The sequence below is a fragment of the Chelatococcus sambhunathii genome (genome assembly GCF_001418005.1).
Lineage (GTDB): Bacteria > Pseudomonadota > Alphaproteobacteria > Rhizobiales > Beijerinckiaceae > Chelatococcus_A > Chelatococcus_A sambhunathii.
The window spans coordinates 406,509-428,737 of sequence record NZ_LIOL01000002.1 but is presented as its reverse complement, the minus strand read 5'-3'; the positions used below and the strand labels follow the sequence as shown (position 1 = coordinate 428,737).

General features: G+C 68.0%; 16 protein-coding genes, 1 pseudogene and 1 riboswitch. Of the genes and pseudogenes, 12 read left to right on the top strand and 5 right to left on the bottom strand.

The annotated features are described in order from the left end of the window. Window positions 1-4 precede the first annotated feature (4 nt). The 5 genes from ntrC to hflX all read left to right on the top strand — a co-directional run bounded on the left by ntrC (window position 5) and on the right by hflX (window position 7,095). On the top strand, window positions 5-1,450 hold the full coding sequence (gene ntrC, locus ASC46_RS05545; RefSeq protein WP_055458282.1) for a nitrogen regulation protein NR(I): 1,446 nt from the start codon (window positions 5-7) through the stop codon (window positions 1,448-1,450). A 105-nt stretch (window positions 1,451-1,555) separates the two neighbouring features. Continuing rightward, on the top strand, window positions 1,556-3,835 hold the full coding sequence (locus tag ASC46_RS05540) for a sensor histidine kinase NtrY-like (protein ID WP_245280476.1): 2,280 nt from the start codon (window positions 1,556-1,558) through the stop codon (window positions 3,833-3,835). After that, on the top strand, window positions 3,832-5,202 hold the full coding sequence (gene ntrX / locus ASC46_RS05535) for a nitrogen assimilation response regulator NtrX (protein ID WP_055458281.1): 1,371 nt from the start codon (window positions 3,832-3,834) through the stop codon (window positions 5,200-5,202). The genes ASC46_RS05540 and ntrX overlap by 4 nt, the downstream gene beginning before the upstream one ends. 245 nt (window positions 5,203-5,447) lie before the next feature. After that, window positions 5,448-5,702, top strand: coding sequence for an RNA chaperone Hfq (gene hfq / locus ASC46_RS05530; protein ID WP_055458280.1), 255 nt, complete (start codon window positions 5,448-5,450; stop codon window positions 5,700-5,702). A 1-nt stretch (window position 5,703) separates the two neighbouring features. After that, on the top strand, window positions 5,704-7,095 hold the full coding sequence (gene hflX / locus ASC46_RS05525) for a GTPase HflX (protein ID WP_055458279.1): 1,392 nt from the start codon (window positions 5,704-5,706) through the stop codon (window positions 7,093-7,095). 3 nt (window positions 7,096-7,098) lie between these two features. Here hflX and mazG read toward each other — a convergent pair whose 3' ends face one another. After that, the gene (gene mazG / locus ASC46_RS05520) at window positions 7,099-7,932 is read right to left on the bottom strand and encodes a nucleoside triphosphate pyrophosphohydrolase (RefSeq protein ID WP_055458278.1); all 834 of its coding nucleotides are present in this window, start codon (window positions 7,930-7,932) and stop codon (window positions 7,099-7,101) included. A gap of 327 nt (window positions 7,933-8,259) precedes the next feature. Between mazG and ASC46_RS05515 the strand changes: the two genes are divergently transcribed. The 3 genes from ASC46_RS05515 to ASC46_RS05505 are packed head-to-tail and all read left to right on the top strand — an operon-like array spanning window position 8,260 to window position 11,191. After that, complete coding sequence (locus ASC46_RS05515; protein WP_072249432.1) at window positions 8,260-9,228, top strand: tripartite tricarboxylate transporter substrate binding protein; 969 nt, start codon at window positions 8,260-8,262, stop codon at window positions 9,226-9,228. Further along, a complete protein-coding gene (locus tag ASC46_RS05510; protein ID WP_055458277.1) occupies window positions 9,219-9,692 on the top strand; it encodes a tripartite tricarboxylate transporter TctB family protein in 474 nt (157 codons plus the stop codon). The genes ASC46_RS05515 and ASC46_RS05510 overlap by 10 nt, the downstream gene beginning before the upstream one ends. Then, window positions 9,689-11,191: a tripartite tricarboxylate transporter permease gene (locus tag ASC46_RS05505; protein WP_096335329.1), complete on the top strand. Its 1,503-nt coding sequence runs from the start codon at window positions 9,689-9,691 to the stop codon at window positions 11,189-11,191. Before ASC46_RS05510 ends, ASC46_RS05505 begins: the two co-directional genes overlap by 4 nt. A gap of 19 nt (window positions 11,192-11,210) precedes the next feature. Here the strand turns inward: ASC46_RS05505 and ASC46_RS05500 are convergent, their stop codons facing one another. Next, window positions 11,211-11,681: an Lrp/AsnC family transcriptional regulator gene (locus tag ASC46_RS05500; RefSeq protein ID WP_055458494.1), complete on the bottom strand. Its 471-nt coding sequence runs from the start codon at window positions 11,679-11,681 to the stop codon at window positions 11,211-11,213. Window positions 11,682-11,701: 20 nt separating this feature from the next. Further along, window positions 11,702-12,787: an NAD/NADP-dependent octopine/nopaline dehydrogenase family protein gene (locus ASC46_RS05495; RefSeq protein ID WP_055458276.1), complete on the bottom strand. Its 1,086-nt coding sequence runs from the start codon at window positions 12,785-12,787 to the stop codon at window positions 11,702-11,704. 730 nt (window positions 12,788-13,517) lie between these two features. On the opposite strand from ASC46_RS05495, the gene ASC46_RS05490 reads away from it, so the two are divergent. The 3 genes from ASC46_RS05490 to ASC46_RS05480 all read left to right on the top strand — a co-directional run bounded on the left by ASC46_RS05490 (window position 13,518) and on the right by ASC46_RS05480 (window position 15,789). Beyond that, window positions 13,518-13,910 (top strand): hypothetical protein, encoded by a 393-nt coding sequence (locus ASC46_RS05490; protein WP_141659656.1) that lies wholly within the window; start codon window positions 13,518-13,520, stop codon window positions 13,908-13,910. A gap of 114 nt (window positions 13,911-14,024) precedes the next feature. After that, window positions 14,025-15,149: an ABC transporter substrate-binding protein gene (locus tag ASC46_RS05485; protein ID WP_055458274.1), complete on the top strand. Its 1,125-nt coding sequence runs from the start codon at window positions 14,025-14,027 to the stop codon at window positions 15,147-15,149. Then, entirely contained in the window at window positions 15,142-15,789 is a 648-nt protein-coding gene (locus ASC46_RS05480) for a FecCD family ABC transporter permease (RefSeq protein WP_245280475.1), read from the top strand. Before ASC46_RS05485 ends, ASC46_RS05480 begins: the two co-directional genes overlap by 8 nt. A gap of 57 nt (window positions 15,790-15,846) precedes the next feature. Here the strand turns inward: ASC46_RS05480 and ASC46_RS21685 are convergent. Then, window positions 15,847-16,091: pseudogene (locus ASC46_RS21685) on the bottom strand (hypothetical protein); the annotation flags it as partial. Window positions 16,092-16,228: 137 nt separating this feature from the next. Further along, window positions 16,229-16,441: riboswitch (cobalamin riboswitch) on the bottom strand. A 211-nt stretch (window positions 16,442-16,652) separates the two neighbouring features. Here ASC46_RS21685 and ASC46_RS05475 point away from each other — a divergent pair. Beyond that, window positions 16,653-21,356 carry an alpha/beta fold hydrolase gene (locus tag ASC46_RS05475; protein ID WP_055458273.1) on the top strand — a complete coding sequence of 1,568 codons (4,704 nt, stop codon included), beginning with the start codon at window positions 16,653-16,655 and terminating at the stop codon, window positions 21,354-21,356. A 51-nt stretch (window positions 21,357-21,407) separates the two neighbouring features. On the opposite strand, the gene ASC46_RS05470 is transcribed toward ASC46_RS05475, so the two are convergent. After that, complete coding sequence (locus ASC46_RS05470) at window positions 21,408-22,223, bottom strand: alpha/beta fold hydrolase (protein ID WP_055458272.1); 816 nt, start codon at window positions 22,221-22,223, stop codon at window positions 21,408-21,410. Between the last annotated feature and the right edge of the window lie 6 nt (window positions 22,224-22,229).

Here is a 22,229-nt window from a genome sequence, read left to right as displayed (position 1 = left end):
CGAGATGCAGCGCGGCAGCGTTCTAGTAGCAGACGACGATGCAGCAATCCGTACGGTCCTTAATCAGGCGCTGTCGCGCGCCGGCTATGACGTACGCTCCACGGGCCAGGCGGCGACGCTGTGGCGCTGGGTTTCGCAGGGCGAGGGCGACCTCGTCATCACCGACGTCGTGATGCCGGACGAGAATGCCTTCGACCTGCTGCCGCGCATCAAGAAGATCCGGCCGGAGCTGCCGATCATCGTCATGAGCGCGCAGAACACGTTCATGACCGCGATCCGCGCCTCCGAGCGCGGCGCCTATGAATATTTGCCCAAACCCTTCGACCTGAAGGAGCTCGTCGCCATCGTCGGCCGCGCCCTCTCGCGCCCGCGGGGGGCCGCTGTCTCGGCGCACGGCATCGAGGGCGAGGACATACCCCTCGTCGGGCGCTCCCCGGCCATGCAGGAGATCTATCGCGCGCTGGCGCGCCTGATGCCGACGGACCTCACCGTGATGATCACCGGTGAGTCGGGCACCGGCAAGGAGCTCGTGGCGCGCGCCCTGCACGACTACGGCAAGCGCCGCAACGGACCCTTCGTCGCCGTTAACATGGCCGCCATCCCGCGCGACCTCATCGAATCGGAGCTCTTCGGCCACGAGAAGGGGGCCTTCACCGGTGCCACCGGCCGCAACGCCGGGCGTTTCGAGCAGGCGGAGGGCGGCACGCTCTTCCTCGACGAGATCGGCGACATGCCCATGGAGGCGCAGACGCGCCTCCTGCGCGTGCTGCAGCAGGGCGAGTACACGACCGTCGGCGGCCGGGTGCCGATCAAGACCAATGTCCGCATCATCGCGGCGACCAACAAGGACCTCAGAGTCTCCATCAATCAGGGCCTGTTCCGCGAGGATCTCTACTTCCGCCTCAACGTCGTGCCGTTGCGCCTGCCGCCGCTGCGCGAGCGCAGCGAGGATATTCCCGACCTCGCGCGCCATTTCTTCGGCATGATTGAGAAGGAGGGGCTGGCGCGGAAGCAGATCGACGCCGAGGCCCTCGACAAGCTCAAGCGCTATCGCTGGCCGGGCAACGTGCGCGAGCTCGAGAACCTCGTGCGCCGTCTCGCCGCGCTCTACCCGCAGGAGACGATCACCGCGCCGATCATCGACGCCGAGCTCGAGCCGGTCGGCGCGCTCGCGGCCGATGACGCGGTCGCAACGGCGGCGCCGGCGAGCCTCTCGGAAGCCGTCGAGCAGCATCTTGCCGCCTATTTCGCCGAGTTTCCCGACCGGCTGCCGCCGCCCGGCCTCTATCATCGCATCCTGAGGCAGATCGAGCCGCCGCTGATCGGTGCTGCGCTTGCCGCCACCCGCGGCAACCAGATCAAGGCGGCGGAGCTGCTCGGTCTCAATCGCAACACATTGCGGAAGAAAATTCGCGACCTCGACATGCAGGTGATCCGCAGCGCGCGATGAGCATTCCCTGCGCTCTGTCATATTTTGACAACACTGTTGTCTTGATGCATCACAAGGGCAGTCGAGTCGCTGACTGAGCCGTTCGGCTCGAAGATTCGAGGCCTCGTGACGTCAACATCGAACCAGGGCACCCGCAGCACGGTGCGCGACGAAAAGGGCTCGGCGCGCGTCTCCGGGCTGGTCGGCACCATTGCCGTGGTCACGGCGCTGGCGAGCGCGCTCATCACCTTTCTCGTGCTCGCTGGCCTCACGCCCATCCTGCCGACGCACGAGGTCGTCGTCTGGGCGCTGTTCATCAATGTCGTGCTCGTCATCGCGCTTGTCGCGATCGTCCTGTGGGACACGTGGAGCCTGTTTCGCGCACGGCGCCGGGGCGCCGCCGCGGCGGGGCTGCACGTGCGCATCGTCTCGCTGTTCAGCCTCGTCGCGGCCTTCCCGGCCGTGCTCGTTGCCATCGTCGCCACGGTGACGCTGGAGCGGGGGCTTGACCCCTGGTTCACCGGTTCGCTCAAGGCGCTGATGACCAACACGCTGGACATCGCCAAGGCCTACCGCGACAGCCAGTGCCGCTCGCTGGTGCGCGAGACCTACCTGATGGCCGACGACCTCAATCGCGCCAAGCCGATGTTCGACGTCGACCGGCGGCTCTACCGGGATTTCATGACCTCCCGGGCGCTCTATCTCGGCTTTCCCGTGGCCATGCTCATCCAACAGGACGGCGAGGTCATGGAGCGCATCGAAGCCAAACAGCTCGAGGGCCTCACCCTGCCGGACAAGGAGGTTCTGGCGGGGGCAAGCCCGACCGACGCCGACTGCCTCATCACGAGCAACAGCAACATCTTCCGCGCCGTCATCAAGCTTCCCTCCTATGGCGATGCGGTGCTGTTCGTGGCGCGGGCCGTCGATCCGCGCGCCGTCTCCTTCCCGGGCGAGGCCGAGGCGGGCGTCGCCTATTACCAGGCGCTCGAAGCGAAGAAGGCCGGGATCCAGATCGCCTTCGCCTCGATGTTCGCGCTCGTCGCGCTCATCGTCCTCCTGTCGGCGGTATGGCTCGGCCTCAGTTTCGCCAACCGCCTCGTCGCACCGATCCGCCGCCTCATCCACGCCACGGACCAAGTGGCGACCGGCAATTTCTACGTCCAGGTGCCGATCCGCCGCGCTGAGGGTGATCTTGCCCATCTCGGTGCGACCTTCAACAAGATGACGAGCGAGCTGCGCCAGCAGCACGACAGCCTCACGGAGGCGAGTGACGTGCTCGACAAGCGCCGGCGCTTCACCGAGGCGGTGCTCGCCGGCGTCTCCGCCGGCGTGGTGGGCACGGATGCGCACGGCCGCATCACGATCGTCAACCCCTCGACCGAACAGTTGTTGCGCCAGCCAGCGTCGCGCCTCGTCGGCCGTCCCGTGGCCGAGGCGGTGCCAGAGCTCGCAGAACTCGTGGAGGAGGCTCTCACAAGTCGGCACCGGCAGTTCGTGCAGGGGCAGATTTCCATCAACCGCGACGGGCGCGACCGCATGCTCACGGTGCGCGTCACCAGCGAGCAGGCTGTTGGCCAAGACAAGGGTTTCGTCGTCACCCTCGACGACATCACCGATCTCGTTACTGCCCAGCGCACCTCGGCCTGGGCCGATGTGGCGCGGCGTATCGCGCATGAGATCAAGAACCCGCTGACACCGATCCAGCTCTCGGCTGAGCGCATCCGGCGCAAGTACGGCAAGGTCATCGTTGCCGATCGGGAGGTCTTCGACCAGTGCGTCGCGACCATCGTGCGCCAGGTGGACGATATCAAGCGCATGGTCGACGAGTTCTCGTCCTTCGCGCGCATGCCCAAACCTTCGCTCGCCCACGACGACGTGGTCGAGACAGTGCGGCAGGTCATTTTCCTGATGCGCGTCGGCAATCCCGAAATCACCTTCGAAGAGCGCTACGAGCCCGATTCCATCGCCGCGCGCTTCGACCGGCGCCTGATCTCCCAGGCGGTGACGAACATTGTCAAGAACGCCACCGAGGCGGTCCTCGCCGTGCCGGAGGAGGAGCGCGGGCCCGGCCGCATTGCTGTCGCCGTCACGCGCGAGGACGGCGGGCGCGTCGTCATCGACATCGCCGACAATGGCAAGGGCTTCCCGCGCGAAGGGCGCCAGCGGCTGCTGGAACCCTACATGACGACGCGAGAGGGGGGCACGGGTCTCGGCCTCGCCATCGTCGGCAAGATTCTCGAAGACCACGGCGGCGGCATCGAGCTCATCGATGCGCCGCCGGACGAGCGCGGGCGCTCGGGCGCCCGTGTCAGGCTGTGGTTTCCCATGACCGACGCGGCCGAAGATTCGCCCGATGAGGGCGGGCGCGCGAGAGCCGCGGCATTGCATACGGGGCAGGACGGATGAGTGCAGACATCCTGGTCGTTGACGACGAGGCCGATATCCGCGAGCTCGTGGCCGGAATTCTGGAGGACGAGGGGCACCGCACGCGCACCGCCGGCAGCTCCGACGAGGCGCTGGCCAGCATCGAGCAACGGCGGCCGCACCTCGTCTTCCTCGATATCTGGCTGCAGGGCAGCCGGCTCGACGGGCTGCAGGTTCTCGACAACATCAAGGAGAACCACCCCGAACTTCCGGTGATCATGATCTCCGGCCATGGCAACATCGAGACGGCCGTTTCCGCCATCAAGCGCGGCGCCTACGACTTCATCGAGAAGCCGTTCAAGGCGGACCGGCTGGTGCTCGTCGCCGAGCGCGCGCTCGAGGCCTCACGCCTCAAGCGCGAGATCAAGGAACTGCGCACGCGCTCGGTTCAGGCGAGCCGCATTGTCGGCCGCTCGGCTGCCATCAACCAGCTGCGGCAGGCGGTGGAGCGCACCGCGCCGACGAACGCGCGCGTGCTCATCACCGGCGCGCCGGGGGTCGGCAAGGAGCTGACGGCACGCACGCTGCACGGCCTCTCAAGCCGGGCCAATGGACCCTTCGTGGTCATCAACGCGGCGACAATCACGCCCGAGAACATGGAGAGCGAGCTCTTCGGCGTGGAGGCCGGCGAGGGCAGGGCGCGCCGCACCGGCGCGCTCGAGGAAGCCCACGGCGGCACGCTCTACATCGACGAGATCGCCGACATGCCACGCGAGACGCAGAACCGCATTCTGCGCGTTCTCGTGGACCAGAACTTCCAGCGCGTCGGCGGGGCAACACGCGTCCATGTCGACGTGCGCATCATCTCCTCGACGAGCCACGACCTGACGGAAGCCATCGCCGCGGGCCGGTTCCGCGAGGACCTGTTCCACCGCCTCAGCGTCGTGCCGATCCGCGTGCCCTCGCTCGCCGAGCGGCGCGAGGACGTGCCCGAACTGGTCGACTTCTTCATGGACCAGATCTCGTCGGCAACCGGCCTTGCCAAGCGCCTCATCGCCGAGGATGCCATGGCCGTGTTGCAGACGCACGACTGGCCCGGCAATGTCCGCCAGTTGCGCAACAACGTTGAACGGCTGATGATTCTTGCCGGCGGCGATCCGGAGGTCTCCATCACCGCCGAGATGCTGCCGGCCGAGATCGGCTCGCTCGTGCCGACGACACCGGCCGGGGCGGGCGGCGAAAAGCTGATGAGCCTGCCACTGCGCGATGCGCGCGAGATTTTCGAGCGCGAATATCTGATCGCACAGATCAACCGCTTCTCGGGCAACATCTCGCGCACGGCCGAATTCATCGGCATGGAGCGCTCAGCCCTGCATCGCAAGCTCAAGTCGCTGGGGATCGGCTCGTGAGCGGACCGGCAAGGCGCACTCCGCGCCACGGCCTCGGGCGCACGCTCCATTCCACGGCGCAACTTGCCCGAAACCGCAATAAACAAACTTAATGCGCGCAAGACCACTTGCGCGTAAAGTCCTATGCCTTTGTAATGATACCAACCGGTCTGATATGCCCTGGGCCTGGGACGATTCTCTCCAGCGGGCAAGAACAACAAAAGCGCGCCGCGGACCGGCGGCGGCACGGCTGACGAGGCTCAACAATGGCGGGCGAACGCACGCAGAACCTGCAAGACACTTTTCTCAACAACGTCCGTAAGAACAAGGTTCCGCTGACGATCTTCCTCGTCAATGGCGTGAAGCTGCAGGGCGTCGTGACCTGGTTCGACAACTTCTGCGTCCTTCTGCGCCGGGATGGCCATTCGCAGCTTGTCTACAAGCATGCGATTTCGACGATCATGCCAGGCCATCCGATTCAGCTCTTCGAGCAGGGCGAAGAGGGCGGCGAAAAGGCCTGACTTGACCGAACCGAAAAACCGAAAGGGCGCGCTTGCCGCGCACCTGAACGAGCCTGAGAAGACCGTCGCTTCGGGGACCGCGACCTTCGTTGTCGGTCCTTATCCTGCGCGCAAGGCACGCGTGCGGGAGGAGGGCGGAGCGAACCTGCGGGATCCGCAGGCGCGGCTCGACGAAGCGGTGGGCCTCGCGCGCGCCATCGACCTCGACGTCGTCGAGGCCTTCATCGTGACGCTCGACGACGTGCGCCCGTCGACCTATCTCGGCAAGGGCAAGGTCGAGGAGCTGACCGGAGCCATCAAGGCCTCCCACATCGGCCTCGTGGTGATGGACTGCGCGCTGTCGCCGGTGCAGCAGCGCAATCTGGAACGGGCCTGGGGGTGCAAGGTCATCGACCGCACCGGGCTCATTCTCGAGATCTTCGGCCGCCGGGCCCGGACGCGCGAGGGCGCGCTCCAGGTCGAGCTGGCGCATCTGGCCTATCAGAAGAGCCGGCTGGTGCGCTCGTGGACGCACCTCGAACGCCAGCGCGGCGGCTTCGGCTTTCTCGGCGGTCCCGGTGAGACGCAGATCGAGGCGGATCGACGCATCATCCAGGAGCGCATGACGCGGATCGAGCGCGACCTCGAGCAGGTCAAGCGCACCCGCTCGCTGCACCGCGCCAGCCGCCGGCGCGTGCCTTATCCCGTCATCGCGCTGGTCGGTTACACCAACGCCGGCAAGTCGACGCTGTTCAATCGGCTCACCACCGCCTCGGTGATGGCCGAGGACATGCTGTTTGCGACGCTCGACCCGACGGCGCGCGCCATCACCCTGCCGCACGGGGAGAAGGCCATCCTCTCCGATACCGTCGGCTTCATTTCCGATCTGCCGACGATGCTCGTTGCCGCCTTCCGCGCGACGCTGGAAGACGTCGTCGAGGCCGACGTGCTCCTGCACGTGCGCGATGTGTCGCACGAGGATACCGAAGCCCAGGCGGCCGACGTCGAGACCATCCTGCGCGAGCTCGGCATCGACGAAACCCGCCAACGCAGCCTCATCGAGGTCTGGAACAAGGCTGACCTGCTCGATGAAGCGGGCCGCGAGCGCCTCGCCGCGCTCGCCGTTCGCAAGGGTGAAGGGCCGCAGCCGGTGCTCGTGTCGGCCCAGACCGGATATGGCATCGACGCCCTGCTCGCCGAGATCGAGGCGCGCATCGCCGCCGGCAGGCCCGTCTACCGGGTGGACCTCGCCCCGACGGAGGGGGCGACGCTCAACTGGCTCTATGAGGAGGCCGAAATCCTCAGGCGCGAGGAGGGCGAGGACGGACACATCGCGCTGACCATCCGCCTGTCGCCCGACAAGGAGGCACGCCTGACCCGGCGCTGCCCCGGCGCGCGGCGCGTCGCGGCCTGAGCCTCACGCGCCCTCGCGTTCCCTGCGCTTGGCTTCCTGCCAGATGTCCTCCATGTCCTCGAGGGAGACGTCGGCCATGGATGCGCCCTGGCCTTCAACGACTTGCTCGATGAAGCGGAAGCGGCGCTCGAACTTGGTATTGGTGCCGCGCAGCGCCGCCTCCGGGTCGATTTCGAGGTGGCGAGCGAGATTGGCGACGGCGAAGAGCAGGTCGCCGATCTCGTCCTGCTGAGCCGCCCGGTCGGTCGAATCGAGCGTCTCCTCCACCTCGCGAAGCTCCTCGCGGATCTTGTCAACGACGGCCCGCCGATCCGTCCAGTCGAAGCCGACCGTCGCCGCCTTGCGCTGCAGCTTCTCGGCCCTTGTCAACGCGGGCAGCACCTTGGGCACGTCGGCGAGGAGGCCGCGGGGCGCGTCCTCCTCCCCGCCCGCGGTGGAGCGCTCGCGGCGACGTTCGTCCTTCTCCTGCCGCTTGATGTCGTGCCAGAGCGCCTTCACCGCCTCCGGCGCGAGATCGCGCGCCTCGCCGAAGACGTGCGGATGGCGGCGGATGAGCTTGGCGGTGATTGCCTGAACGACATCGCCGAAAGCGAACAGGCCCTCTTCCTCCGCCATGCGGGCATGGAAAACGACCTGCAGCAGGAGATCGCCGAGCTCATCGCGCAGGTCGAGGAAATCCCGCCGCTCGATCGCATCGGCCACCTCATAGGCCTCCTCGATCGTATAGGGCACGATGGTCTCGAAGGATTGTTCGAGATCCCAGGGGCAACCGGTGCCGGGCGTGCGCAGCGCCGCCATGATGGCAAGGAGCACCTCGATGTCGCGGGACGGTTTCATGTCGAGCCTCGGTGTCGGGCGGCAGCGGCCGATTGGGGCCCTCAATAGCAGAATTTTCGGCCGGTGCCCCTGTTCGGCTCCACACGGTGGGTGACAGTAATATTTCAACCACGGAGGAGCGTCCGCACGGCATTTTCGGGGCAGGGGCCGGCAGCGGCGTGAAAGGAAAACCTATTCCGCTGCTCCTGCGCTATCGTCAGGCCGTCGTGCCGGCAGAACCGTCTTTCTGTTGTACGTTGAAAAGAACACGTTGGCCGTTATAGAGGACAACAAGATCGGCAGTGCGCCGCCGTTCCGATGCGGCGGATTTTCGGAGGAGTGGAGCAGATGAAACGAGTTTTCCGCGCAGGGGTCATGGGAGTGGTTGCCGCCGTCGCGTTGTCCGGCAGCGCCCTTGCGGCAGATTATCCAACGAAGCCGATCGAGATGATCGTCGCCTTCGCGCCGGGCGGCGGCACCGACGTTGCCGCCCGCTCGATCGCGAGCTTCATGGAGAAGCACCTCGGCGGCGGCGCGCGCATCGCCGTCATCAACAAGCCCGGCGCCGGCGGCGAGATCGGCTGGACGGCAGTCGCTCAGGCCAAGCCGGACGGCTACACCATTGGCTTCATCAACGTACCGGCCATCAATGCGCTCGTTGTCGAGGGCAAGGCCAAGTTCAAGATGGACGACTTCCAGCCCATCGCGAACCTCGTCTACGACCCGGGCGTGCTCGTCGTCGGCAAGAACAGCCCGTACCAGTCCGTGAAGGATCTCGTCGAGGCGGCCAAGGCGAAGCCCGGCTCGATCGCCATCGGCACGTCCGGCGCCGTCGGCTCGTCCGAGCACATCACCATCCTCAATTTCGAGCGCCTGGCCGACGTCAAGCTGACGCACGCGCCCTTCGGCGGCACGGCGCCGGTGCGCCAGGCGGTGCTCGGCGGCCACATCCCCGCGGCGACGATGAACCTCAGCGAGGCGCTGCAGCTGTCGCGCGAGGGCGAGATCCGCGTCATCGGCGTCATGAGCGAGGGGCGCTCGGACTATCTGAAGGATGCGCCGACCTTCCGCGAACAGGGGTATGACGTCGTCGCCGGGTCATCGCGTGGCATCGCCGCGCCCAAGGGCATTCCTGCCGATATCGTCGCCAAGCTCGAAGCGGCGGTCGACAAGGCTCTGAACGATCCAGAATACCTCGAGGCGGCCAAGAAGGCGGAGATCCCGCTACACTATCTTGCCTCGGGTGACTACAAGGCCTTCCTCGAAAAGAGCACCGCCGACCTCGAGGCGACCTGGAAGGTCTCGCCGTGGCGGTGACGACCGGTCCCTCTCGACGCATCGTCGAGATCGTGTTCGCGGCGGCGCTGATCGCCGTCGCGGGTGCGGTATTCGTCCTCTCGGCCGATTATCCGGCCGAGAGCGCGGCCTTCCCGCGCGTGCTGGCGGCACTGCTCGCCCTGTGCGGCCTCATCGTCACCGTGCGCCAGCTCCGGCACGGCACCGAAGCCGGCGGGCAGCCGTTCTTCGCCCATCTGCCGCGCTTCCTGCTCGCGGTCGTGATCCTCGTCGCCTATGTCGCGGCCATCGGCGTCGCCGGCTACCTGCTGCCGAGCTTCGCGCTCGCCGTCGGCCTGCCGTTCGTGCTCGGCTATCGGCGCCTCGCGCTCACCGTCCCGCTCGCCCTCGGCACGCTTGCCGCGATCGTCCTCATCTTCAATGTCGTCCTCGAGCGGCCCCTGCCGCCCGACGTCCTGATGCACCTGTGGGAGACGGTGCGGTGATCGATGCCCTTATCCATGCCCTGCCGCACGTCTTCGCGCCGGCCAATCTTCTCGCCGTCGTCATCGGCTCTGTCGCCGGCCTCGTCGTCGGCGCGTTGCCTGGCCTCACGGTGACGACCGGCATCGCCATCCTCATTCCCATCACCTTCGGGCTCGATCCGCTGTTCGCCCTCGGCATGATGGCCGGCATGTACAACGCGGGCAGCTACGGCGGCGCCATTCCCGCCATCCTCATGCGCGTGCCTGGCACGCCGGCCTCCGTCGCCACCATCCTCGACGGCTACGAGATGACGAAACGGGGCGAGGCCGCCTATGCGCTGCAGGTCGCGGTCGTTTCCGGCGTCATCGGCAGTGCCCTCTCGGCTGTCGCGCTCATCCTCTTCGCGCCGCCGCTCGTCAAGGTGAGCCTGCTGTTCGGGCCGGCGGAATATTTCTGGCTGGCGATGCTCGGCCTTGCCACCATCTCGGCGCTGCTCGGCGACGACCTCGTCAAAGGCGTCACGGCCTCGCTCATCGGCCTCCTCATCGGCACGGTCGGGCAGGATCTGACGAGCGGCACCGAACGCTTCACCTTCGGTAGCCTGGAGCTGATGGACGGCTTCAGCATCGTGGTTCTGCTGACCGGGCTCTTCGCCCTGCCGCCGGTCTTCCAGATGGCGGAGGAATCGATCAAGGAAGGCATGTCGGCAGCGGCCCTGAAATTCAGGAAACAGCGTTCCGTCCTGCGCGAGTGGCGCTATTTCCTGCCCGTCTGGCTGCGCAGCTCCGCCATCGGCGTCTTCATCGGCATCATGCCGGGCGCCGCCGGCAGCATGTCGTCCTTCCTCGCCTATAACGACGCCAAGCGCGTGGCGCGCAGCCCGGAAACCTTCGGGCAGGGCAACCCGGAGGGTGTCGCGGCCTCGGAGGCCGGCAACGGCGCGGACAATGCAGCCGCGCTCATTCCGGCCCTGTCGCTCGGCATTCCGGGCTCGGGCGTCGCGGCCGTCATTCTCGGCGGGTTGCTGGTGCATGGCCTCAGGCCGGGGCCGCAGCTCTTCCGCGACCATCCGGACGTCGTCTATGGCTTCATGCTGCAGATGCTCCTGTCCGCCTTCCTGCTGCTCGTCGTCGGCGGCCTTGCCGCGACGCGCATCTTCGGCCAGGTGCTGCGGCTGCCGCGCGTGGTGCTGGCGCCGCTGATCATCCTCTTCGTCGCCATCGGCGTCTATGCCGTCAACAACGCGATGTTCGACCTCTACATCCTCGTCGGCGTCGGGCTCGTCGCCTATGTGATGGAGAAGCTGGGCTATCCGCAGGCGCCCGTCGTGCTCGGGCTCATCCTCGGGCCGATGGCCGAGAGCCAGCTGCGGCTCTCGCTCACCATCTCCCAGGGCAACCCGGCCGTGCTGGTGTCGTCCTGGGTGTCGATCATCATCGCGCTGCTGACCGCCCTCGTGCTGGTGACGCCGCTCTACCGGGCCTGGCGCGAGCGGCAGCGCAAGCCGGCGGCGGCCTGAAGGCCGCCGCTCGGCCCGCTCATTCCGAGGCGAGGGCGTAGTCGAGCGGTATCTCGGTCGTCGACTTGATCTCCTCCATGGCGAACATGGAGGAGACGTCGGTGAGATCGACGCGGCTGATGAGCTTCTTGTACACCGCGTCATAGGCCGCAATGTCGGTGACGAGGGCGCGCAGGAGATAGTCTATCTCGCCGCTCATGCGATAGACGTCGACGATCTCCGGGATATCGGCCACGGCCTTCTGGAACTTCTCGAGCCAGGCGAGCGTGTGCTGGCTCGTGCGCACCGCGATGAACACGGTGACGCCGGCGTTGAGCTGCTTGCGGTCGAGCAGGGCGACGCGCTTGCGGATGATGCCGGCCCGTTCCAGCTTCTGGATGCGCCGCCAACACGGTGTGGGCGACAGGCCCGCCCGCTCCGCGATCTCGGCGATGGAGAGGGTCGCATCGCCCTGCAGGGCGGCAAGGATGCGACGGTCGAATTCGTCGATCGCCATGGGCTGTCCGCCTGCTATGCCTTGGCCGCCGGCCAGCCGTGGCGGGCGCGCTGCAGCAGTTCGTCCTTCGACAGGCCGTCGAGGCCGAGCACGGGCAGGAGGTCGTTCTCGGCCCGGAAGTCGCGCCCCCAGATGGCCGAGACGAGCGTGATCGCCGCCGCATGCACCGAGGTGTCGACGCCGGCGATCTTGCCCACCGCCTCGGCGAAGACGAGACCATAGGGCACGTCCTCCAGGATGAAGCGCGTATCGAGCGAGGTCGGCCCGGGCGGGCCGCCGCGCCGCGCATGGATCGTCCGCGCGATCTCGGCGAGGTCCGTCATCGGCACGTCGAAGGAGCGGTGGAAATGCTCCTCGATGGGATGGATCCTCAGGCCGAAGGCATCGGCAACGGCGAGCCGCTCGTGGTCCAGCGTCGTGATCAGCCGGCTGACGGAATCCGTCATGTAATGGTACTGCGGCCAGTTCTCGCCGCGTTCGATGCGCGTGAGATTGCCGAGCGCCAGCCCGAGATGGGCCACCGGGTTGATGTTGATGAGTGAGGTGGCGAGCACGTCGGACTGCGCGAGGAAGCGGTCGCCGAAGAGCGTCCGGCAGGTCTCGAGGCCTACGGCGGCCTGCGAGACGGGCAGGGTGGCGACATGCAGGCTGGTGCGCACCGTCATGATCGCGACGTCGGTGCCGCTGCGCCGGCGCGCCGTCAGCACCGTGGTGCCCCAGGTGGCGATCGGCACCTCGACGCCCCGCTCGGCGAGGAGACGCGACAGGTAGAGCGCGCTCAGCGAGCACAACGAACTGATGACGACCACCTGGCCGGGCCGGATGTGCGGGGCCGCCGCTTCCATCACGGTGCGATGCCCGTTGCCGGGAACAGCGACGAGGATGACGTCGGCATCCGCGACAGCCCCGGCCGCGCTCGAAGCGACCTCCGGCCGGCACTCGCCCTCGATCTTGCCGCTGTAGCGCAGGCTCTCCCCCGCCGCGAGCTCGCGCGTGCCCGCGCCCGACGGCGACCAGAGCACCGGCACATGGCCGTGGTGGGCAAGCCAGGCGGCGGTGGCAAGACCGATACCCCCGGTCCCGAGAATGGCAACCTTCATGTCGTCTCCCGAAAGATTCCTTGTACACACCGGCGCATTTCCGGCGCCGGCTGCCGATCATAGCGCGGTGCGCGGGAATTCCTGCCTCAATTTGCCGGGCAGTGGAGCATGCGATTTCTACCACTCGCTCGAGTGCTTGCCTTTGCGCAATGCCGTTCCCGCTCTTGCCAGCTGTTGAGCCGGGCGGCGGGCGCATGGCCCGCAAAGACGGCGCCGAGCGACAGGAGGACGACGGCTCCAGATGGAGCGCGGGCCACCACAGGGTGATCGAGGAGAAGGGTGAGCGGGCTTTCAGCATGATATCCGCGTAGACGGGCGACCATTGAAGCGCTCGTCCTCGCCGATGAAGATCCGAGCAGCGTGGGGGCATCAGCCTTTGCGGCGGTTAGGGGACCCATCCCTTGCGGTCTCCTCGATTGTTGACACGCTGGAGAGGCACAAGAGACCTGCCGGACGGCTCTGGCGCGATCGCCTCCATTAAATGCGATCGGTTCGCGTTCAAAGAATGAATTATGATTTTATATAAGTGGCTTGTCGGACATTATTTAAAAATTGCTTTATCTAATGACATAACTCTCTCCCTGGCGGTTGCGCGACATCAATTACGCTCGCGCTCCCAGTGCTAAGCATATGTCAAAGGGCGAGGCGGCGTTGGGCCGCAGCGAGGTCCTGTTGAGCCGCACCGGCGCGATGCTAATGTCGCCGGTGAACCGGGGGACGGTGCGTGCAAATGAGGCGCAGACGGCAGGAGACGGGAACGCGACGCTGGATAGCGGTCGTCGTGGCCTATCTCTTCGTTTTGCAGTCGCTCCTTACAGGCCTTGCCGTCGAGGTCCATGCCGTCTCAGGCCCGGACGGCGACATTGCCTTCATGCTCTGCGCTCCCGGCACCATGGATATGCAGCAGGACGAGGGCACCCCTGCGACGGACGGGCGCTTCAACTGCTGCATCGTCGGATGTTCCCTGGCGGGCAGCGCCGTGCCGCCGGCAGCGAACGCCTTCACTCCCGTCGCCTACCGCATCGAGGACCGCATCGCCTTCGCGAACCATCGCGACGAGCCGCGCGGCTTCCTCGCCTGGCATTCTCCCGCCTGTCCACGCGGGCCGCCGGCCGCTGCCTGAACGGGCGACAGCGCCCGTCCCCCTGTCCCATCGCAACGCCTTCCCACCCGAAGCGCCACGTTGCGTGTCTTCCCGGAACAGCGCCGGCCAGCACGGCCGGCAAGGCAGGCATCCATGTTCAGAACCGTTTCGAGGCTGCTCGCGGCAGCCGTCGTCATCGCTTGTCCGCTCGCGGCGGGCGCGGCCCCTACCGAAATCACCGATGCGCTCGGCCGCAAGGTCACGGTCGAGCTTCCCGTCGCGCGGGTCGCCGTCAACTTCAACTTCGAGGAATTCACGGCAGTGGCCGGCCTCGAAGGCTGGCGCCGCGTCGTCGGCATCTCGCGTGCGCCGTGGGAAGGCTGGCGACCGGCCATCTTCTCCCGCTACAAGGCGGTCATCCCCAACCTCGCCGACATGCCCGATATCGGCCACACCGACGACGGCAGCTTCAGCGCCGAGAAGGTGATCGGGCTGAAGCCCGATGTCCTTTTCCTCTCCGAATGGGCCTACAAGGCGCTGACGACGGCCCGCGACCAGATCGAGGGCGCCGGCATCCCCATCGTCGTCATCGACTACAACGCCCAGGAGCTCGAACGGCATGTCGCCTCGACGCGGGCCATCGGCCGGGTCATGGGGGCCGAGGAACGCGCGGAAGAGCTCGCCGACCTCTATCGGCGCGAATATGCCGACGTCATGGCTAGGGTGGAGCGGGCCAGAAGCGAGCGGGTCGGCAAGCCACGCCCCAAGGTCTATGTGGAACTGGGGCAGGGCGGCGCCGACACCGTGGGCAACACCTACAACGGCACCATGTGGGGCCGGATCATCACGCTCCTCGGCGCCGAGAACCTCGCCGAGGGCCGGCTGCCGGGGCCGTGGGGGCAGCTCAATCCCGAGACCGTCATCGCCGAGGACCCGGACCTCATCCTCATTGCCGGCTCGTCCTGGGTGAACCGGCCGAAGGCCGTGCGCACCGGCTATGACATGACGCCGGACGGCACGCGCGCCACCCTGCGCCCCTATGCCGAGCGGGCCGGCTGGTCCGACCTTGCCGCCATCCGCGAGGGGCGGATCGCCGCCATCGAGCACGGCCTGTGCCGCACGCTCTACGACTTCGTCGCGATGCAGTTCATCGGCAAGCTGCTCTATCCCGCCGCCTTCGCCGACGTCGATCCGGTCGGGGCCTTCCGGGACTACCACGAGAAGTACCTGCCGATCCCCTTCAGCGGCACCTGGATGCTGGACTACGGCCATGACTGACGTGCTCCTCGCGCCGCTGGCGCAACCCCGGGCCGAAGGCATCGCGGCCCTGCACGGCGCCATCGCGCGGCGCCGCGCCATGGTCCTCCTCGCCGGCAGCCTCGGGCTCGTCGCGAGCCTCGTCCTCGATGTCGCGACCGGCCCGGCCTTCCTCTCGCCGGCCGATGTCGTGCGCTCCCTCGCCGGTATGGCGGTGGAGCGCTCGGTCGATGCCATCGTGTGGTCGATCCGGCTGCCCGTCGCCTTCGTCGCGCTCGTCGTCGGCGCGGCGCTCGGGCTCTCGGGGGCGATCATGCAAACCATCCTCAACAACCCCTTGGCGTCGAGCTACACGCTCGGCGTCTCGGCGGGTGCGGGCTTCGGCGCGGCGCTCGTCATCGTCATCGGCGTCGCGCTGCCCGTGCCGGAGGCCTATGCCGTTCCCGTCATGGCCTTCCTCTTCGCCGCGCTCGCCTGCGCCGGCGTCTACGCCATCGGCCAGACGCGCGACGCCTCGCCCGAGATGCTGGTGCTCGGCGGCATCGCACTCCTCCCCGAGGAAGGGACGGAGGAAGCTGGTTGGCAAGGTCATGGTCCTTTTTGGGAAACAGGCCATCTGGTTTTGCCGTCCATCCCGTGCGGGAGCGGCGCAGATGGCTGAAAGCAGGGCGCGTCGCAGCAAAATGAAATGTTATAACATTCACTATGTCACGCCGGGTACCGGCGCAAGATCGTTTGCACGGCATTCGCGCCATACACAGGTGGCTGCGTAGCAGCGGTTGGCGATGAAGTGCATGCTGGTCGCACGGCGGCGCGTTCAGCCCGAGGAAGCCGCGCGGTATGGTGTCCCGTCCCGCAGGCTGCCTCGCTCTCGGCCGCTTGCTTCAGCATCGTCCTGAACTCGTCCTGGAAGGCGCCGGTCCACAGATGCGGGTTCTCGGACCTGATCTGGTTGATGGCGTTCGGTTTCCACGGACAAAGACACCGGCTTCAAATCCCATTATCGGGGGCAAAGGCCGGGCGGATGCGAGGATGGCGTCGACGGCTCACGCCGTGGTCCCGACGACCCAAGCGACCCACCGGGACACCCCGCCCGAGGACGTTTCGTTCCAGTCACGGCAGGTCTCCTGACTCGCGGGTCGTCGCCTTCGTCCGGCCTTCCCGGAGCCCGCGGGCTCCAGTGACACGAGATGGACGATTGGCTCGCCGCTCACAGTTGCGGGGGCAGCTCCGGCCTTGCCGCTCGGCGCACCGGATTCCCTCTTAGCTCTCGTTTCAGGACGATTCGAGAGACCATGACTACTAGATAGCGTGCCGATCGCGAGCGGCAGCGTCAATATCTTGGCGCCATCCTTCCTCGACTGTGTTGGCGAGCCGCCGAGCCGGCGAGCGTTCCCACTCCGGCGCACGGGGTGCGGGTTTCGTCGGGTGCGCTGCGGCACACCCCGGCAGCGCTGGCCGAATGATAACTTTCAGCCCTCCGCTGCAATTGGTACATTTTGAAACGAGTAGAGGCAACATGCCGTGTCGCTCGATATCCGCGTTCTTGGAGACCTGACGGTCCTTCGCGCCGGCGAGGCCGTGTCCCTGCCGCCGTCGCGCAAGACGCGGGCGCTGCTGGCCTATCTCGCCATGACCGACAGGCCGCAGCGGCGCGAGCGGCTGTGCGAGATGTTCTGGGAAATCCCGGACGACCCGCGCGGTGCGCTGCGCTGGAGCCTGTCGAAGATCCGCCAGATCGTCGAGAACGGCGAGGGCGGCGTTCTGGAGGCCGACCGCAACACGGTCTATCTCAACAAGGACGTTCTGGTCCTCGATGCGGCGCCGCTGCGCGGCCTCGGCATCCGCGATATCGAAGCGCTCGGCACCGAAAGCCTGGAGGCGCTCGCCGGCGCCTTCCGCGGCCGCTTCCTCGACGATCTCTCGCTGCCGCGCTGCCCGGAGTTCGAGGCCTGGCGCATCGCCGTCGGCGACGAGCTCGACGTCACGCGCCTGCGTCTCCTGCGCATCCTGATCGACCGTCTGGCGGACGAGCCGGAGCGCGCGCTCGTCCACGCCCGCATGTTGCAGGCCCTCGAGCCCGACGACGAGACGGTGCGCACGGACATCCGCCGGCTCGGAGAGGCTGCCCGCCGGATCGCGATGGTCCAGCCGCGGCAGGCCAGGGAGGGCGAGGCTGCGCCTGTCGAGGCCCGCGAGGAGAGGGAGGCGGAGCCGCAGGGCCCGGCCGCAGCCACGCCGCTGGCCCAGGAAATCCGTCGCTGCGCGACGCCCGACGGCGTGCGGCTGGCCTATGCGCTGAGCGGCCAGGGGCCGCCCCTCGTCCGCGCCGCCCACTGGATGTCGCATCTGGAGCGCGACTGGGACAGCCCGGTGTGGAAGCACTGGATGGAGGGGCTCTCGGCCAATTTCCGGCTGGTGCGCTACGACCAGCGCGGCAACGGCCTGTCGGACCGCGACCCGGCCGATCTCACCTTCGAGGCGATGATCGCCGATCTCGAGAGCATCATCGACGCCGCGGGCCTGCGCCGCGTCTTCCTGCTCGGCATCTCGCACGGGTGCGCCACGTCGATCGCCTATGCCGCGCGCCATCCCGAGCGCGTGGCCGGCATGGTGCTCTACGGCGGCTTCAGCCAGGGCTGGCGCAGGCGCGGGGACCCGCGCGAGGTGGCGCGCCGCGAGGCGATGAGTGCCCTGATGCGCGAGGGCTGGGGACAGGACGACCCGGTCTTCCGCCAGATGTTCACCTCCATGTTCATCCCCGAGGCGACGCCCGAGCAGAAGGATTGGTACAACGATCTGCAGCGGGACACCGTCTCGCCCGAGGTGGCGCACCGGATCTTCGAGGAAGGCGGCGAGATCGACGTGACGGATCTCCTGCCGCGGATCCGCGTGCCGACGCTCGTCATGCATGCCACCCGCGACGCGGTGATCCCCTTCGAGCACGGCAAGGCGCTCGCCGCCAGCATGCCGGGTGCGCGCTTCCTCGCGCTCGACAGCGCCAACCACGTGCTCCTGGCGCACGAGCCGGCCTTCGCCACTTTCCTCGAGGAGACGCGCCGCTTCCTTGCCGATCCGGAAGAAACGCAGAAGCTTTCCCAGCCGCCGGCGCGTCTCGGTATCGACCGGTCCCGCCAGTACGTCACGGTGCTGGCTGCCGAGGTCGTCAGCCCGCTCGATGCCGTCGAGACCGTCGATCCCGAGACCGCGGAGTGCGAGCTGCAGCCGATCTACGACCGCCTGGTGGCGGTGATCGAGGAGCACGGCGGCGTCGTCACGGCCAATCTCGACGGCATGGTCAGCGCGACCTTCGGCCTGGCACGGGCGACGGAGGACCACGCCTTCCTCGCCTGCCGGGCGGCGCTTGCGGCGCGGCTCGCGGTCGAGGAGCTGTCGCAGGGCGGTGCGCGGCTGAGGGCCGGGATCGACACGGGCGAGGTCATCGTGCGCCAGACGCCCGGACCGGACGGCATCCGGGTCGAGGTGAACGGCGTCGCCACGCGGTCCGCGAACCGCCTGATGCGCGCGCTGCGGCGAGCGACCATCGCCGCGACGGCCCGGGCGCGAACGGCAGCCGGCGGCTATCTCCAGATGCAGCGGATGCGCCATGCCGAACACCCGCAACTCGGGCGGGACGAGCGGGCCTATGAGCTCGTCAGCGAGAACCACGCCCTGTCCCGCTGGCATCTCAGGGCGAACCGCGGACTGACCGGCCTCGTCGCGCGCGAGGCCGAGCTCAAGAGCCTCATCACGGCCTGGCGGCGCGTGCGCGAGGGCCATGGGCAGGTCGTCGGCATCGTTGCCGATCCCGGCCTCGGCAAGTCGCGCCTCGCGCACGAGTTCCTCGCCCTCGACGAGGTCGCCGGCTTTGCCGTTCTCGAAAGCGGCGGCCATGAATTCGATGCCAGCGTCTCGCTCGGCGTCGCCAAGAAGCTGCTGCTGTCCGCCTGCGGCATCCGCGGCGAGGACACGCTGGAGGAGGCGCGCTATCGCCTCCTGCGCCGGCAGGCGGAGCTTGCGCTCGACCCGGGTCACGGCGCGCCGTTGTCCTTTCTCGCCGACATGCCGGTCGAGGACGAGGCCTGGCACCGGCTCGATGCGCGCGAGCGGACGGCCCGCGTCTGCGCGGCGATGAGCGCCTTCCTCATCGCCGTGAGCCGGCAGGCGCCGCTCGCCCTGCTGGTGGAGGATCTGCACTGGATCGATGCGGAGAGCGAGGCCATCGTGAACCGCCTCGTCGATGCGATCGGCGCCAACCGCATCATGCTCATCGCCACCTATCGGCCGCACTACCGGCACGGCTGGGCACGCAGGGGCTCGTTCCAGCAGATCAGGCTGGAGCGTTTCGTGCGCGAGGAGATGGACGCGTTCCTGACGGCGCTGCTCGGCTCCGACCCGAGCCTCGGGGACCTGCGCGCGCTCCTGACCGAGCGGGCCGATGGCACGCCGCTGTTCCTCGAGGAGATGGTGCGGGCGCTGGCCGCGAGCGGCGCCCTCATTGGCCAGCCCGGCCATTTCGAGGCGAGAAGCCCCGTCACCGACGTGGTCGTCCCCTCATCGGTGCAGTCGGTTATCGCCGCCCGCATCCAGCAGCTCGGCGATACGGAGCGCCAGGTGCTGCAGGTTGCCGCCGTCATCGGCCGCAACGTGCCGCGCCCGCTGCTGCAGCACCTCATGGCCGGGGCCTATCTCGATGCGGCGCTCACCCGCCTGCAAGAGCTCGAATTCCTCTTCGAGGTGCAGAGCTTCCCGCATGTCGAATACACCTTCAAGCACGCCCTGACCCTCAACGTCGCCTACGACTCGCTGCTGCTGGAGGACCGCAGGCAACTGCACCGAAGCGTCTTTGCGGCGATGGAACGGCTCTATGCCGGCTCGCTGACCCACCACATCGAGCAGCTCTCCGAACATGCGTTTCGCGCCGAGCAGTGGGAGCCGGCCGCGCACTACCTGCTCATCGCCGCGGGCCGGGCCGAGGAGCGTTCGGCCTATGCGGCGGCGGCGCGGTTCCTCGAGAAGGCACGCAAGGCCATCGCGGCCCTGCCGCGGACGCCGGAGACGCTCGCCCAGGCGATCGACCTGCGCGTGCGCATGCGCCCGGCCTATGGCGCACTCGGCGACTATCACAAGGCTCTCGGCCCGCTCCTGGAGGCGCGCGAGCTCGCGATGGAGCTAGGGGATCCGCAGCGCATCTCCGACGTTCTCCTCCATCTGAGCTATCTCAACAGCTCGCACGGCCGCTTCGAGGAGGCGCTGGAGCCTGCGGAGACGCTGAATCGCGCGGCCACGGCCAACGGCGTCGAGCGCTGCATCAGCGAATCCGATCTCGCCGCCGCGCAGGCCCTCATCCTGCGCAGCAGGGCGCGGCAGGTGCTGGAGCGCCTTGCCCCGCACGAGGAACGCTTCACCAGGCTCTGGCGCCTGGAGCGCTTCGGGCAGATCGGCGCGCGATCAGTCTGGTATCTCGGCCATCGTGCCCAGGCGCAGGCCCGCCTCGGCCTGTTCGATGCGGCCGACCTGACGCTCGCCGAGCTGCGTCAAGTGGTCAGCGAGGTGGCGCGGCCCGTCGACAGCTGCGCGGAAGTCTATTTCACCGGGGTCGTCGAGGTCCTGCGCGGTCCCGACGCGCAGGTCGTGAAGCGTCTGCGGCAGACTGTGTCGGAGGCAAGCAGCAGCGGGCGGCTGCTCGTGCAGGGATGGCTGCTCGCCATTCTCGGCCACGCGGAATTCATGCTGGGCGAGATGGAGACAGCCTATGTCACGCTCGAGAAGGCCATCACCGAGGCCGAGCGGATAGACCTGCCGCAGTTCGAATGTCACGCCCGGGCCGTGCTGGCCGGCCTGCGCGCACGCCTGGGCGAGCCGGAGGCCGCGGCCAATCTCGCCCATGCGCGTGAACTCGCCCGCCAGCGCGACGACCCGTGGAGCGAGATCCTCGTGCTGCGCGGCTTCGCCGCGCTGAAGCCGGCGCGGTCCGCTGTGACCTGGCTGGAAGAGGCCTGCGCCCTTGCACGGCGGCGCGAACTGCGGCCTGAACTTGCCCGCTCGCTGCGAACCCTCGGACACGCCCAGCGCAGGATCGATCCCGCTCTCGCCGCCGCGACCCTCGCGGAGGCTAACGCGCTCTATGGCGAGATGGGCCTGCGCGAGCGCCTCGCCGGCGCTTCGGAGCGGCGGACGGTGCAAAGAGCCGCCGAGGATCATGCCGCGAGGGCGATCACGACGTAGCACCGCCCGACGCCCGACGATTTTTCGGGGACCGGGCGAGGCCGAGCCCGATCATGCGGCTTGCGACCGGGTAGCGGCTGCGCCAGCCAGCACGACATGACGGACGATTCGCTCCGCGACCAGCGTCTCGTGGGTTACGGGACCCATGTGCCCGGCGCCGGCCACCACCTCCAGGGCCGTGGCCGCAAGGCGCGAGGCGAGTTCCTCGGCGATGAGCCGCGTGGGTGCCGGCGCATGTTCGCCGCGCAGGAGGAGGACCGGGAAGGGGAAGCCAAGATACCGGCTCATCGCCGTCGACTCGTGGATGAGGGCGCGAAAGTCGAGGCTCGCCTTCGGCAGGTAGCCGACAAGCTTCGCCTGCAGGTCCGGGCGCATGGTGCTGAAGGCGCCGGCGCCGTTCCAGTAGTCGACGAAGCGCTCCGCCGCCGCCCGGTAGGAGCCTTCGGAGAGGCCCGTGTGGATGGCGCCTGCGATCGCCTGGATCTCCCGAAGCGCCGCTCGGCCGGGTGGGCCCATCGTCCTCAAGAGATGAAATGCGGACGGCTCGTAAAGGCTGAGGCTCGCCAGCCGCTCGGGCCGCCGGGCGGCGATGTGGAGCGCCAGGCCCCCGCCATAGGAATGGCCGACGAGATGCACCGGCCCCTCGAGGCGGTCGATAAGGGCGATGATGCTCGCCGCCTCGTCCGCCAGGGAGAAGATTGCCTGGCCTTCCCACGCGCCGCCTCCGTCGGAGCCGATGAGATCGGGCGCGATGAGGCGATGGTCGGGGGCGAGGCGCTCTGCGAGCCTGCGCCACTGCCGGCCTCCGCCGCCGGAGCAGTGCAGGGCGACGACGTGGCCGGCAAGGTGGCCGGGGTGCGATGCCATCTTCAC

Coding starts and splice junctions, on each gene's coding strand:
- ntrC (WP_055458282.1), top strand. CDS start 5: ATGCAGCGCGGCAGCGTTCTAGTAGCAGACGACGATGCAGCAATCCGT.
- ntrX (WP_055458281.1), top strand. CDS start 3,832: ATGAGTGCAGACATCCTGGTCGTTGACGACGAGGCCGATATCCGCGAG.
- hfq (WP_055458280.1), top strand. CDS start 5,448: ATGGCGGGCGAACGCACGCAGAACCTGCAAGACACTTTTCTCAACAAC.
- mazG (WP_055458278.1), bottom strand. CDS start 7,932: ATGAAACCGTCCCGCGACATCGAGGTGCTCCTTGCCATCATGGCGGCG.
- ASC46_RS05515 (WP_072249432.1), top strand. CDS start 8,260: ATGAAACGAGTTTTCCGCGCAGGGGTCATGGGAGTGGTTGCCGCCGTC.
- ASC46_RS05495 (WP_055458276.1), bottom strand. CDS start 12,787: ATGAAGGTTGCCATTCTCGGGACCGGGGGTATCGGTCTTGCCACCGCC.
- ASC46_RS05490 (WP_141659656.1), top strand. CDS start 13,518: ATGAGGCGCAGACGGCAGGAGACGGGAACGCGACGCTGGATAGCGGTC.
- ASC46_RS05485 (WP_055458274.1), top strand. CDS start 14,025: ATGTTCAGAACCGTTTCGAGGCTGCTCGCGGCAGCCGTCGTCATCGCT.
- ASC46_RS05480 (WP_245280475.1), top strand. CDS start 15,142: ATGACTGACGTGCTCCTCGCGCCGCTGGCGCAACCCCGGGCCGAAGGC.
- ASC46_RS05470 (WP_055458272.1), bottom strand. CDS start 22,223: ATGGCATCGCACCCCGGCCACCTTGCCGGCCACGTCGTCGCCCTGCAC.